The organism is Mycolicibacterium sp. SMGY-1XX (assembly GCF_059132455.1).
The window spans coordinates 4,431,048-4,444,394 of record NZ_CP101139.1 but is presented as its reverse complement, the minus strand read 5'-3'; the positions used below and the strand labels follow the sequence as shown (position 1 = coordinate 4,444,394).

The 13,347-nt window shown below is 68.6% G+C and carries 13 protein-coding genes; 9 read left to right on the top strand and 4 right to left on the bottom strand.

All coding sequences use genetic code 11. The annotated features are described in order from the left end of the window. Nucleotides 1-69 precede the first annotated feature (69 nt). Both wag31 and NL241_RS21415 read left to right on the top strand, forming a co-directional pair. Nucleotides 70-897, top strand: coding sequence for a DivIVA-like cell division protein Wag31 (gene wag31 / locus NL241_RS21420; protein WP_487696809.1), 828 nt, complete (start codon nucleotides 70-72; stop codon nucleotides 895-897). Between the two features lie 15 nt (nucleotides 898-912). Next, nucleotides 913-1,284 (top strand): hypothetical protein, encoded by a 372-nt coding sequence (locus NL241_RS21415; RefSeq protein ID WP_494394975.1) that lies wholly within the window; start codon nucleotides 913-915, stop codon nucleotides 1,282-1,284. On the opposite strand, the gene NL241_RS21410 is transcribed toward NL241_RS21415, so the two are convergent. Next, nucleotides 1,281-1,946, bottom strand: a complete 666-nt coding sequence (locus NL241_RS21410) for a phosphoribosyltransferase (protein ID WP_494394974.1) — start codon at nucleotides 1,944-1,946, stop codon at nucleotides 1,281-1,283. The two genes, NL241_RS21415 and NL241_RS21410, sit on opposite strands and share 4 nt — an antisense overlap. An 86-nt stretch (nucleotides 1,947-2,032) precedes the next feature. Here NL241_RS21410 and NL241_RS21405 point away from each other — a divergent pair, with 86 nt between their 5' ends. Further along, the gene (locus tag NL241_RS21405; RefSeq protein ID WP_494394973.1) at nucleotides 2,033-3,370 is read left to right on the top strand and encodes a TIGR01777 family oxidoreductase; all 1,338 of its coding nucleotides are present in this window, start codon (nucleotides 2,033-2,035) and stop codon (nucleotides 3,368-3,370) included. Here the strand turns inward: NL241_RS21405 and NL241_RS21400 are convergent. Further along, a complete protein-coding gene (locus NL241_RS21400; RefSeq protein WP_494394972.1) occupies nucleotides 3,333-4,079 on the bottom strand; it encodes a type 1 glutamine amidotransferase in 747 nt (248 codons plus the stop codon). The two genes, NL241_RS21405 and NL241_RS21400, sit on opposite strands and share 38 nt — an antisense overlap. 133 nt (nucleotides 4,080-4,212) lie before the next feature. Here NL241_RS21400 and NL241_RS21395 point away from each other — a divergent pair, with 133 nt between their 5' ends. The 3 genes from NL241_RS21395 to NL241_RS21385 all read left to right on the top strand — a co-directional run bounded on the left by NL241_RS21395 (nucleotide 4,213) and on the right by NL241_RS21385 (nucleotide 7,733). Then, nucleotides 4,213-5,781, top strand: coding sequence for a phospholipase D family protein (locus NL241_RS21395; RefSeq protein WP_487696814.1), 1,569 nt, complete (start codon nucleotides 4,213-4,215; stop codon nucleotides 5,779-5,781). Between the two features lie 85 nt (nucleotides 5,782-5,866). Continuing rightward, nucleotides 5,867-7,057 carry a metallophosphoesterase gene (locus NL241_RS21390; protein WP_487696815.1) on the top strand — a complete coding sequence of 397 codons (1,191 nt, stop codon included), beginning with the start codon at nucleotides 5,867-5,869 and terminating at the stop codon, nucleotides 7,055-7,057. Nucleotides 7,058-7,061: 4 nt separating this feature from the next. Beyond that, entirely contained in the window at nucleotides 7,062-7,733 is a 672-nt protein-coding gene (locus tag NL241_RS21385) for a nucleoside/nucleotide kinase family protein (RefSeq protein ID WP_494398357.1), read from the top strand. On the opposite strand, the gene NL241_RS21380 is transcribed toward NL241_RS21385, so the two are convergent. Together NL241_RS21380 and NL241_RS21375 are read right to left on the bottom strand one after the other, a co-directional pair. Continuing rightward, a complete protein-coding gene (locus tag NL241_RS21380) occupies nucleotides 7,734-8,399 on the bottom strand; it encodes a response regulator (RefSeq protein WP_487696816.1) in 666 nt (221 codons plus the stop codon). It abuts the gene before it with no gap. Beyond that, the gene (locus NL241_RS21375; RefSeq protein ID WP_494398356.1) at nucleotides 8,392-9,957 is read right to left on the bottom strand and encodes a sensor histidine kinase; all 1,566 of its coding nucleotides are present in this window, start codon (nucleotides 9,955-9,957) and stop codon (nucleotides 8,392-8,394) included. The genes NL241_RS21380 and NL241_RS21375 overlap by 8 nt, the downstream gene beginning before the upstream one ends. A gap of 253 nt (nucleotides 9,958-10,210) precedes the next feature. Here NL241_RS21375 and NL241_RS21370 point away from each other — a divergent pair, with 253 nt between their 5' ends. The 3 genes from NL241_RS21370 to NL241_RS21360 are packed head-to-tail and all read left to right on the top strand — an operon-like array spanning nucleotide 10,211 to nucleotide 13,257. Further along, nucleotides 10,211-11,197, top strand: a complete 987-nt coding sequence (locus tag NL241_RS21370) for a Bug family tripartite tricarboxylate transporter substrate binding protein (protein ID WP_494394971.1) — start codon at nucleotides 10,211-10,213, stop codon at nucleotides 11,195-11,197. After that, on the top strand, nucleotides 11,194-11,715 hold the full coding sequence (locus tag NL241_RS21365; RefSeq protein WP_494394970.1) for a tripartite tricarboxylate transporter TctB family protein: 522 nt from the start codon (nucleotides 11,194-11,196) through the stop codon (nucleotides 11,713-11,715). Before NL241_RS21370 ends, NL241_RS21365 begins: the two co-directional genes overlap by 4 nt. Next, nucleotides 11,716-13,257: a tripartite tricarboxylate transporter permease gene (locus NL241_RS21360; RefSeq protein WP_487696818.1), complete on the top strand. Its 1,542-nt coding sequence runs from the start codon at nucleotides 11,716-11,718 to the stop codon at nucleotides 13,255-13,257. Nucleotides 13,258-13,347: the final 90 nt, after the last annotated feature.

The window sequence follows — 13,347 nt, the reverse complement described above, 5'->3', positions numbered from 1 at the left end:
GGCCACTAGCTTGGTCTATCGTTCTAACTTCTAGATCGGATCGACCGTCCAGACCTGAGGGGGCAGACAATGCCGCTTACACCAGCCGACGTGCACAATGTGGCGTTCAGCAAGCCGCCGATCGGCAAGCGTGGCTACAACGAGGACGAGGTCGACGCCTTCCTCGATCTGGTGGAGAACGAGCTGACACGGCTCATCGAGGAGAACGCGGATCTGCGTCAGCGGGTCAGCGAGCTCGACCAGGAGCTCGCCGCCGCCCGCGCCGGCGGCGGTGCCCAGGCCACCCAGGCCATCCCGCTCTACCAGCCTGAGCCCGAACCGGAGCAGGCACCCACACCCGCGCCGGCCTACGAGGCTCCGCCTACCCCGGCTCCGGCCGCACCCGCGGCCCCGTCCGGCGAAGAGGCCCACGTCAAGGCGGCCCGCGTGCTGGCCCTGGCCCAGGACACGGCTGACCGGCTCACGGGTACCGCCAAGGCCGAGGCCGACAAGCTGCTCGCCGATGCGCGTGCCAACGCCGACGCCATGGTCAACGAGGCCAAGCGCACCGCCGAGACCACCGTCACCGAGGCCCGCAACCGGGCCGACGCCATGCTGTCGGACGCCCAGACCCGCTCCGAGACCCAGCTGCGCCAGGCGCAGGAGAAGGCCGACGCCCTGCAGGCCGACGCCGAGCGCAAGCACTCCGAGATCATGGGCACCATCAACCAGCAGCGCACGGTGCTGGAAGGCCGGCTCGAGCAGCTGCGCACCTTCGAGCGCGAATACCGCACCCGTCTGAAGACCTACCTGGAGTCTCAGCTCGAAGAGCTCGGCCAGCGCGGTTCGGCGGCTCCCGTCGACTCCAGCGCGGGCAATGACGGCGGCTTCAACCAGTTCAACCGGGGCAACAACTAACCGGATGATCGATCGATGCTGATCGTCGCGCTGGTTCTGGCTGTCATCGGCCTCGCGGCGTTGGTGACCGCGGTGGTCACCAGCAACGCGGTGGTGGCCTGGGTGTGCATCGGTGCCAGCGTGCTGGGTGTCATCCTGCTCATCGTCGACGCCATCCGGGAACGCCAGCGCGGCGCCGCGCAGGCTTCGGCGGCAGCCGAGAATGCCGAACCCGGTGAGGCGATCGATCAGACATATCAGAACTTCGACGCGGAGTATCCCGACGAAGAGCCCACCACCCAGGTGATCGAGGGTGGCCCGGCCACCGAGAAGCTGGCCCGCGACACCTCCGAGGCGGACGAACGCGCCGGGAACGGTTCCGAAGAGTCCAAGCCGGCGCCGAACTAACCGCCGGCCAGCGCGGCTGTCACCGCGTCGTCGGGCACCTGGTCGAAATCGCGGTAGGACATGCCGACCGCGATGAACGGGCGCGGTTCGTAGACGCACACCACGTCGTCGGCCACATCACCGAACAGGCGCGAGATCGTCTCCGGGCCGGTGGGCACCGCGATCACCAGTTGCGCGGCGCCGGCATCGCGCAGCGCCAGAGCCGCCACCCGCATGCTGGCACCGGTGGCCACTCCGTCGTCGACGAGAACCACGGTGCGGCCGGTGACCTCGACGGGCGGTCGGCCTTGCCGGTAGGTGCTCTCGCGCCGCTCCAGCTCACGGCGTTCCCGCTGCGCGATGGCGGCGATATCCTGTTGTGTCACACCGAGTTCGGCTACCAGCGGTTCGTTGAGGACAATGCGTTCGCGGGAAATCGCGCCCAGCGCCAGCTCCTCGTGTCCCGGTGCGCCCAGCTTGCGGACCACCATGACGTCCAGCGGCACGCCGAGTTCACGGGCCACCACCGCGGCCACCGGGACACCGCCGCGGGCCAGCCCCAGCACCACCGCATTGTCGAAATGGGCACGTCGTTCCGAGAGGGCCGCTGCAAGCGCATGGCCGGCGTCGTCGCGATCGACGAATCCGCCCGCGTGCCGATGGCGCAGGAATCCTCCCGCCATGACCGCCGGATTGACCACCCGGTCGGCGTTCAAACCCCGGCGGCCTGGCGTCAGAATGCGCGCGGACGGGTATGTAGTGAGTCACCATGGGCATCGAATACAGCAGCGTGCTCGCGCATCCCCGCGACGAGGTCTTCGCCTGGCATGCGCGGCCGGGCGCCATCCACCGCTTGATCCCACCGTGGCAGCCGATGACCGCGGTCCAGGAGGCGTCGTCGTTGGCCGACGGCCGCGCGGTGCTGGGCCTGCCCGGCGGGCTGCGCTGGTACGCCCAGCACGACCCCGCGGCCTACGACCCGCCGCACCGGTTCGTCGATGAGCTGACCGCCGGCGGTGTGCGGTCCTGGCCCACGCTGGCCACCGGTCATTGGCGACACACGCACGAGTTCGCCGACCGCGGCGACGGCACCACTCTACTGACCGACACCGTGGACACCCCGGTGCCCGGACGTCTGCTGCGCTCGACCTTCGTCTACCGGCACCGTCAGACCGCCGATGACCTGGCTGTGCACCGCGGCGCCGGGCTGAGCCCGCTCACGGTGGCCATCACCGGCGCCAGCGGCCTGGTGGGCACCGCGCTGTCGGCGTTTCTGACCACCGGCGGGCACCGCGTCATCCGGCTGTCCCGCCGCCCGGCCACCGGGGCCGACGAACGGCAATGGAACCCCGAAGATCCGGCGCCGGACCTACTCGACGGCGTTGATGCCGTCGTTCACCTGGCGGGCGCGTCGATCGCCGGCCGCTTCACCGACAGTCACAAGGCAAAGATCCGCGACAGCCGGATCGAGCCCACCCGGCGGCTTGCCGAGATCGCGGGCCGCGGTGGGCCGCGGGTGTTCGTCAGTGCGTCCGCCATCGGCGTCTACGGCTATGACCGCGGCGAGGAACTGCTGCACGAGGACAGTTCGCGCGGCGACGGGTTTCTCGCCGACGTGGTCAGCGACTGGGAGGCGGCCACCGCGCCGGCCGCCGACGCCGGCCTCCGGGTGGTGCTGGTGCGCACCGGAATCGTCCAGGCCGCCAGGGGCGGCACGCTGCAGCTGCTGCGGCCGCTGTTCAGCGCCGGACTCGGGGGCCGGTTGGGTAGCGGACGGCAGTGGCTGTCGTGGATCGGGATCGACGACCTGACCGATGTCTACCACCGCGCCCTCTACGACGACCGGCTGTCGGGTCCGGTCAACGCCGTGGCGCCGGAACCGGTCCGCAACGCCGACTACACCGCGGCACTGGCGCGGGTGCTGCACCGGCCTGCGGTGCTGCCGGTGCCGTCCTTCGGTCCGCGGCTGCTGCTGGGCGCCGACGGGGTGCGGGAACTGGCCGAAGCCAACCAGCGGGTGCTACCGACGAAGCTGGCGGCTGTCGATCACCATTTCCGGCATGCCGACGTCAGCGACGCGCTGGCACACCAACTGGGTCACGACTGACCCGATCGAGGAACCCGGCCACCAGCCGGCGCAGCCGCTGCGCGGCGCCGTCCTGCTCGGCCACGGTGCGCTGCCGCAGCGCGTCGATGTCGATGCCGAGGCGCGTCACATCGCCTTTGTCGTCACCTTTGTCGTCGTCGAGCCACAGTTCCAGCAGCGGGAGGTTCAGCTCGGGATGGAACTGCAGTCCCAACGCCGTGCCCAGGATGAACGCCTGCGACGCCCACGGGGTGGCGGCCAGTTCGGATGCCCCCGGCGGCGGGGTGAACTGGTCGGAATGCCACTCGAACCACGGTCCCTCGGGAATCAGATCGCTTGGCGCCGAGGCAAATTCGTACCAGCCCAGCTCCGGGTTGGGAGATTTGCGCACCGTGCCGCCGAACGCCTGGGCCACCAGCTGACCGCCGAAACAGACACCGAGCACGCCGATCCCGGCGTCCACGGCACTGCGCACCAGCGCCATCTCGGTGCCCACCCAGCCGGCCCGCAGCGCCTCGTCGTAGACCGACCACCGGGAACCCAGCGGAACGATCACGTCATAGTCGGTCGGCTCGGGAAACTCGACGGACACCGCCGCCGGATCGCCCACCTGGTCGGCGGGCACCACGTTGAAGGTGTCGACGTCGAAACCACGTTCGGTGAAGACCTCGCCGAGGACGGCCTCCGGCGCGATCGGATCGTTGTAGATGAACAGGACTCTGGGTGCCACGGCATAAGACGATACGGCCCGCGTCCCCGCGCGGCTTCCGTAGCATTTCAACCATCGTCAGCGTAGGGGTTCTGATCGTGGCCGTCGCCGTCTCGTGGGGGCTGGTGTTGTTCAGCCGGAGGAGGCAGCTCGTATGACGGACAATTGGTTCCTCACCGGCGACGAGCGGGGTAACCCCGACAGCTCCCTGCCCGCGTGGTCGGAGGGCAACTCCGTGCGCCCGCTGGTGCACGGCGCCACCTATTTCGACGAACTCGTCACCGAGGTGGAGGCGATGCGGGCCGGGGACCATCTGTTCTTCACCGACTGGCGCGGCGACCCTGACGAACGACTGCGCCCGGAGGGCCCCACGATCGTCGAACTGTTCTGTGCCGCCGCCGTCCGGGGGGTCGTCGTCAAGGGTCTGATGTGGCGGTCGCACCTGGACAAACTGCAGTACAGCGAAGAGGAGAACCAACACCTCGGTGACGACATCGAGCGGGCCGGCGGTGAGGTGCTGCTCGACCAGCGGGTCCGCGTCGGCGGTTCCCACCACCAGAAACTGGTGGTGTTGCGTCACCCCGACGATCCCGCTCGTGATGTCGCGTTCGTCGGCGGTATCGATCTGTGCCACAGCCGGCGTGATGATGCGAGCCACCGCGGCGATCCGCAGGCGGTGCAGATGGCGGCGAGCTACGGAGACACCCCACCCTGGCATGACGTGCAGCTGCGGATCCAGGGTCCGGCGGTGCAGCATCTGGACGCCACCTTCCGCGAGCGGTGGACCGATCCGACGCCGCTGGACAACAACTCGCCGGTGGCGTGGATACGGGACAAGCTGCGCCGCGCCGACCTCACTGCGGACTCCCTGCCGCAGCAGCCGCCTGCGCCGCCGCAGTGCGGTACGCAGCACGTGCAGGTCCTGCGCACGTATCCCGATGCCCACCACGCCTATTCGTTCGCCCCCAACGGCGAGCGCAGTATCGCCCGTGCCTACCTCAAGGCGGTACCGAAGGCCCGCAGGCTGATCTACCTCGAGGACCAGTATCTGTGGTCTCAGCAGGTGGCTCGGCTGTTCGCCGATGCCTTGCGCGCCAACCCCGAGCTGCACCTGGTGGCGGTGGTGCCCCGGCACCCCGATGTCGACGGCCGGTTGTCGCTGCCGCCCAACGCGGTGGGCCGCCAGCAGGCCCTTGATGTGTGCCGGGCGGCCGACCCGAACCGGGTGCATGTCTTCGATGTGGAAAACCATTCCGGGACACCGGTTTACGTGCATGCCAAGGTCTGCGTGATCGATGATGTGTGGGCCGCGGTGGGTAGCGACAACTTCAACCGTCGGTCGTGGACCCATGACAGTGAGCTGTCCTGCGCGGTGCTGGATCAGGCCCGCGACGAGCGCCCCCCGGCCGGTGACGCCCGCGTTTTCGCCAGGGAGTTGCGCCTGCGGCTGCTGCGCGAGCATCTGGACCGCGCCTCCGACGGCAGTGACGATGAGGGTCTGGTCGATCCGGTGACGGTGGTGCAGACGGTGCGGGCATCGGCCGACGCGCTGCAGGCCTGGCACGACGGTGGCCGAATCGGCGCGCGACCACCGGGCCGGCTGCGGCCGCACCAGCCGGAGCGCCTCGGCAGGCTCACCAGACTGTGGGCGGTACCGGCGTACCGGCTGATGTACGACCCCGACGGCCGTTCGTGGGAGGAACGGTTGCGCAACCGGTGGTGAGCCGCGTCACGCGCACGGGGTCCTCCGTCGGCCATGGCTAGGCTGTGCTGATGAGCCGGATCCGGACGCGGGGCTGATCACCTGCATGTTCATCATCATCCTCAGCGCGATCCTCGGACTGGCGCATCTGTACGTGTGGAAGCGATTGATCAAGGACACCACCGGGCCGGGGCGTACCCGGCGGATTCTGACGGCGGTTCTGGTCGCGCTCGCAGTGCTGCTGGTGGTGACGCTGATCGTGCCGCGGCTCACCGGTGTGGCGGAATCGGCCTGGTTCGCCTGGCCGGGCTACCTCTGGTTCGCGCTGGTCGGCTACCTGCTGCTCGCGCTGTTGGTGCTGGAGCCCGTCCGGCTGGTGCTGCGTGGCTGGGTGAAGCGAAAACCCAAGGTGGCGGCGGCAACAGCACCCACTGAAGAGCCCGCGGAGCAGCCAAGCGACGTCAACCGCCGGGTGTTCCTCGCCCGGGCTGGTGCGGTGGCGGCGGGTGCCGCCTCGGTGAGCCTGGTCGGTTACGGCGCGGCCACGGCGCTGGGGCCGCCGAATGTCCTGCAGGTGCCGATCCAGCTGCGCCGGCTCGACCCGGCGTTCAACGGATTCCGGATCGCGGTGGTCTCCGACATCCACCTCGGGCCGCTGCTGGGCCGCCGGCACACCGAGCGGATCGTCCGGATGATCAACGAGACCGAGCCCGATCTGGTGGCCATCGTCGGCGACCTCGTCGACGGCACCGTCGAAGAGCTCGGTCACGCGGCAGAACCATTGCAGGACTTGGTGTCTCGCGAGGGCTCCTTCTTCGTCACCGGTAATCACGAGTACTTCGTCGAGGACACCGTGCCGTGGTTGCGCGAACTCGAGCGGTTCGGCGTCTCGCCGCTGCGCAACGAGAACACCGCCATCCGGCGCGGCGGCGCGGCCTTCGATCTGGCCGGGGTCAACGACCTCGCCGGTGAGCAGCGCGGTGACCCACCGGATTACGACCGCGCCCTGGCCGGTGTCGACCCCTCGCGGCCCACCGTTCTGTTGGCTCATCAACCGGTGATGGTGGAGCAGGCCGCGGCGCGCGGGGTGGATCTGCAGTTGTCCGGGCACACTCACGGCGGCCAGACCTGGCCGTTCCAGTACATCGTGGAAGCGGTGCAACCGTCGCTGGCCGGGTTGTCCACGCATGACGACACCCAGCTGTATGTGTCCCGCGGGGCCGGCTTCTGGGGCCCACCGGTCAGAGTGGGTGCGCCACCGGACATCTCGGTGCTGACGCTGGGAAGTCAGGGGTAGCAGCATCGAGGAGAACGCGCCGGCGCTGCCGGATTTCGAGTCCGCGCTGGCCCGGGCGCGGGACCTGGCGGTCAGGCCGGGGCGGTCCCTGCTCGGTATCTGCGGTTCGCCGGGATCCGGTAAGACCACCCTGGCCGAGGCGCTGGTCGACGAGCTGACGTCGCTGCTGGGTCCGGGGGCGGCGGCACATGTCCCGATGGACGGATTCCACTTGGCCGACGTGGAACTGACCCGGCTGGGCCGGCTCGACCGCAAAGGGGCGCCGGACACCTTCGACGCGTCCGGGTACGCCGCGCTGCTGACCCGGCTGCGCGCCGCGGCAGCCGGTGAGGTGGTGTACGCCCCGGTGTTCGAGCGGGATCTCGAGCAACCCATCGCCGGGGCGATACCGGTCGATCCCGAGGTCCGGCTGGTCATCTCGGAAGGCAACTACCTTCTGGCGCAGACAGCCGGGTGGGCAGGTGTGGCGGATTTGTTCGATGAGGTGTGGTTCATCGACTCCTCGCCCGAGGTGCGCATACCCAGGTTGGTGGACCGGCACGTGATGTTCGGGAAACAACCGGGGCGGGCCCAGGATTGGGTGCGCCGAGTCGACGAGCGCAACGCCGCGCTCATCGAGGAATCGAAAGTGCGTGCCTCGGTCCGGGTGACGGGTTTCGTGCCGCCACCACGGTGATCACCGGGTGCGGTAGCGGCGCTCGGGGCGGCCCGCGCCGTACTGCAGCCGCAGCTCCAGAGTTCCGGCGCTCAGATAGTGCTCCAGGTAGCGCCGCGCGCTCACCCGCGAAATACCCACCACTTCGGCACATTCCGCCGCCGACACCTCGCCGGCGGCGCGCACCGCGCCCAGTACCCGCTGGCCGGTCTCGGCGCCCAACCCCTTCGGCAGGACATCCGGGCCGCCTGCCACCGCGGTGTTGCCGAACAATTTGTCCACCACGCTCTGATCGACGTGTTGTTCGGCGCCCAGGGTGGCGGCGCGGGCGGCGAACGCCTCCAGTTTGGCGCGCAACTGCGGAAACTCGAACGGTTTGATCAGGTAGTCGGCCGCGCCACCGGCCAGCGCTGCGCTCACGGTGTCCAGCTCCCGTGCGGCGGTGATCATGATGACACCCACCGGATTCCCGGCGGAGCGCAACTGCTGCAGCACTTTCAGGCCGGTCATGTCCGGCAGGTAGACATCGAGCAGCACCAGATCCGGTGTCAGCTCGGCAATCGCCGTCAACGCCTCCGCGCCGGTGCGGGCCACCCCGACGCTGCGGAAACCGTCCACGTGCTCGACGAACCGGCGGTGGATCTCGGCGACCATGAAGTCGTCGTCGACCACCAGCACGTCACGCATGGGCGTTCTCGCTCAATGGGATACGGACACTGAACCGGGCCCCGCCATCTTGCGCATCACTGACGTCGACGGACCCGCCGTGCTGTGCGGTCACCAGGCGCACCAGCGCCAGGCCGATGCCCCGCCCGCCGGGAACGTCGGGTTTCGAGGTCACCCCGCGGGCGAAGATCGACTCGCGAAGGTGTTCGGGCACACCGGGTCCCGAATCGGTGACGGTGATCGACAACCCTGAACTCACACCGCGGATCCCGACCACCACCCGGCTGCGCTCGGAACCCTCGGACACGTCGACGGCGTTGTCGATCAGGTTGCCCAGCAACGTGATCACGTCGGTGGCCAGCGCGGGATCCAGCGGCGCCAGGTTCGAATCGGGGGAGATGTCGAGGGAGACCCTGCGTTCGGCGGCCAAGGTGGTCTTGGCGATCAGCAGGGCGGCCACCGCGGGATCGGAGATGCGTTGGGTCACGGTGTCGCTGATCTCGGCGCGGCGGCGGGTCAGGGTGCCGACGAGTTCCCGGACCGCATCGTATTCGCCGAGCTGCACCAGCCCCGAGATGGTGTGCAGTTGGTTGGCGAATTCGTGGGTCTGGGCGCGCAGTGTGTCGGTGACGCTCTTGTGCGAGGACAGCTGACCACTCATGGTGGCCAGCTCCGTGGTGTCACGCATCGTGGTCACCGTACCGATCGAGCGTCCATAGCTGCTCGCGGCCCGCCGGTTGAGCGCCAATACCCGGGTCCGGGTGGCGATGACGGCAGCTGGGTCTGTTCCGTCGGCGTTCGCCGACAAGAGGAATTCGATCACCGCCGGATCGATTCCCACCGCGTCGACTCGCCGCCCGACCGCCAGATCGCTCACGCCCAGGAGCTCGCGCGCGCTGTCGTTGAGCAGGGTGATCTCACCGTCGTTGTTCACCGCCAGCACGCCTTCGCGGATGCTGTGCAACAGTGCCTCCCGGTGATCGGCCAGGCTCGCGATCTCGGCCACCTCCAGCCCGCGGGTATGGCGTTTGATGCGCCGGGACAGCAGCCAGGACGCGGCCAACCCCAGCACCGCACCGAGTCCCAGATAGACCAGCAGGCGTTCCCCGGCGCCGGAGAGCAGCTGCCACACGGTCGGGTACGGCTCGCTGACGGAGGTGATGGCCAGCACCTCGCCGTGCACTGACAGGATCGGCACCTGTCCGACGATGCTGTGCACGCCGGCGACGTCGATGTCACCGAACCAGGCCCGGCCGGTGCGCACGTCGCTGGTGCCGAATTCGGCGGGCCGGCCCACCCGCGCCGGGTCCGTCGAGGAGCGCACCACACCGTCGGGACCGATGATCTCGGCCAGTCCGGCACCTGAGAGTGCGACGGCGCGGTCCACGTCCGGGGCCAGGGTCTGCGCGGCGAAGGGGTCGGACAACCTGTCGCGCACTATCGGGATGGACGCCAGGTTCTCGGCCACCGCGACCATGCGCTGCCCGCGCACTTCCTGGAACTCCCTGGTGGACTGCGCCACCGAGACCGCACCGACAGCCAGCAGCACCACGGCGACCACCACCAGCTGAAAAGCCAGGAACTGGCCCGCCAGGCTGGCGCTGTGGCGTCTCTTGTGCCCGGTACTCCCAGTCGTGAGCTCATCGGCCGCTCGTCCCTCGCGACCTCGACTCACTCCGGTACCCCCAGTCGTGAGCTCATCGGCCGCTCGTCCCTCGCGACCTCGACTCACTCCGGTGTCCTCAACGTTCACAACTTCCTTTGCGTCCGAAAGAGTGACCCATGTCACTTCAGGGAACAGTATTGCTGAGCATCACCAGCGAAGGAGTTTCATGGTGCCCAGACGACCCTATGGCGTGCGCGCAGCTGCGGTGCTGCTGATCGCGCTGCTGCTCGCCGGCTGCGGGGTGACCCGCGGCGACGACCCCGCCGGCATGCACCGCCTGCGCATGATGGTGCCCAACAGCCCCGGCGGTGGATACGACCTCACCGCCCGCACCGCGGTCAAGATCATGGAAGACGACGACATCACCGGCCGCGTCGAGGTGTTCAACGTCATCGGCGCCGGCGGCACCGTCGCGATGGCCCGCCTGATGAACGAGCGCGGTAACGGCGACCTGATGATGATGATGGGCCTCGGCGTGGTCGGTGCGGTGTTCACCAACGGCTCGTCGGCGCGGGCCTCGGATGCCACGGCACTGGCCAAGATGGTCGAGGAGCAGGAAGGCATCCTGGTCCCCGCCGATTCACCGTTCCGGACGGTCGACGACTTCGTTCAGGCCTGGAAGGCCGATCCGGCCAAGGTCGCCGTCGGTGGCGGTTCGTCACCCGGCGGGCCCGATCACCTGTTCCCGATGGAGACCGCCCGCGCGGTGGGCGTCGACCCGAAACAGGTCAACTACGTGTCCTACGACGGCGGCGGCGACCTGCTGACCGCCCTGCTGGGCAACAAGATCGCCGCGGGCACCTCAGGTCTGGGGGAGTACGTCGACCAGATCGAGTCCGGCCAGGTGCGCGTCCTCGCAGTCTCCGGTGACGAGCGGGTCGACGGTGTCGACGCACCCACGCTCACCGAGGCCGGTATCGACCTCACCTTCACCAACTGGCGCGGAGTGCTTGCGCCGCCCGGGATTTCCGATGAGGACCGCGCCGCCATGGTGAAGATCCTCGAAGAGTTGCACGCCACCGATGCCTGGAAGGAAGCACTGGTGACCAACGGCTGGAGCGACGCGTTCATGACCGGTGAACCGTTCGAGCGCTTCCTCGAAGAACAGGACAACCGGGTTTCGACGACGCTGACCGAATTGGGGCTGGTGTGAGCACAGAGACTCCTCTCGAGAAGACCACCGAGAAGACCACCGACAAGGGCCAGTACATCGTCTGCGCGGTGTGCGTGGCGGTCGGCATCTTCCTGATCGTCGACGCGCTGCGCATCGCCGACGGGTTCGCCAAGGTGGATCCGGTGGGGCCGCGGCTGTTCCCGATCGCCATCGGCGTCGGGCTGATCCTGCTGTCGGTGATCCTGGCCGTCGCCATCCCGCGCGGATCCAAGGGTGAGGCCGATGCCGGTGAGGACATCGACCCGAACATGACCAGCGACTGGCGCACCGTCGGTCTGCTGATCGCCCTGTTCGTGGCCGTCATCGTGTTGGTGATGCCGCTGGGCTGGACCATCGCCGGCGGGTTGTTCTTCGCCGGCACCGCAACGGTTCTGGGCAGCAAGCACTACATCCGCAACATCGTCATCGGCGCGGTGCTGGGCGTCCTCAGCTTCTACGCGTTCTATTCCGGGCTCGGGATCCCGCTGCCCGCAGGCATTCTGGACGGGATTCTGTAGATGGAGAACTTCGACTGGCTGCTTCAGGGCTTCGCCGAAGCCGCCACCCCGATGAATCTGCTGTATGCCGTGATCGGTGTGCTGCTGGGTACCGCGGTGGGTGTGCTGCCCGGTATCGGCCCGGCCATGACGGTGGCGCTGCTGCTGCCGATCACCTACAACGTCAGCCCCAGCGCGGCGTTCATCATGTTCGCCGGCATCTTCTACGGCGGTATGTACGGCGGTTCCACCACCTCGATCCTGCTCAACACCCCGGGTGAATCGTCGTCGGTGATCACCGCCATCGAGGGCAACAAGATGGCCAAGGCCGGCCGCGCGGCGCAGGCACTGGCCACCGCGGCCATCGGCTCGTTCGTCGCCGGAGCCATCGGCACCGCGCTGCTGGCGGCGTTCGCCCCGGCGGTGTCCCGGTTCGCGGTCACCCTCGGTGCGCCGTCCTACCTGGCCATCATGCTGTTCGCCCTCGTCGCGGTCACCGCGGTGTTGGGTTCGTCGAAACTGCGTGGCGCCATCTCGCTGTTGCTGGGTCTGGCCATCGGCCTGGTGGGCATCGACTCGCTGACCGGCCAGCCGCGCGCCACCTTCGGGTTGCCGCAGCTGTCTGACGGTATCGACATCGTGGTGATCGCCGTCGCGGTGTTCGCCGTCGGTGAGGCGCTCTGGGTGGCGGCGCACCTGCGTCGCCGGCCCGCCGACATCATCCCCGTCGGCCGGCCGTGGATGGACCGCAAGGACTGGGGTCGGTCGTGGAAGCCGTGGCTGCGCGGCACCGCGTTCGGGTTCCCGTTCGGTGCGCTGCCCGCCGGTGGCGCCGAGCTGCCGACGTTCCTGAGCTACATCACCGAGAAGAAGCTCTCCAAGCACCCCGAGGAGTTCGGCAAGGGCGCCATCGAAGGTGTCGCCGGCCCGGAGGCCGCCAACAATGCCTCGGCCGCAGGCACTTTGGTGCCCATGCTGTCGCTGGGTCTGCCCACCAACGCCACCGCCGCGGTGATGCTGACGGCGTTCGTGTCCTACGGCATCCAGCCCGGCCCGACGCTGTTCGACAAGGAACCGCTGCTGATCTGGACGCTGATCGCCAGCCTGTTCATCGGCAACTTCCTGCTGCTGGTGATCAACCTGCCGCTGGCGCCGCTGTGGGCCAAGCTGCTGCGCACCCCGCGGCCCTACCTGTATGCCGGCATCCTGTTCTTCGCCATCCTGGGTGCGTTCGCCGTCAACATCCAGCCGCTGGACCTGGCGCTGCTGCTGCTGTTCGGCCTGATGGGTTTGATGATGCGCCGCTTCGGCCTGCCGGTGTTGCCGTTGATCATCGGTGTCATCCTGGGCCCGCGCATCGAGCGCCAGCTGCGCCAGAGTCTGCAGCTGGGCGGCGGCGACTGGTCCAGCCTGTTCACTGAACCCGTCGCCATCATCACCTACATCCTGATGGCGCTGCTGCTGCTGGCGCCGCTGGTGCTGCGGTTGTTCCACCGCAGCGAGGAGACGCTGCTGGTGGTCGAAGACGACCGGGACCAGCGGGAAAAGGCCACCCAACAATGATGACGATCAATGCCGAGCGCGCGTGTCTGTACACCAACACGCCGTCGCCAGCGTACAAATGCGTGCGCTCGATCGTCGCGGATGAGCGGA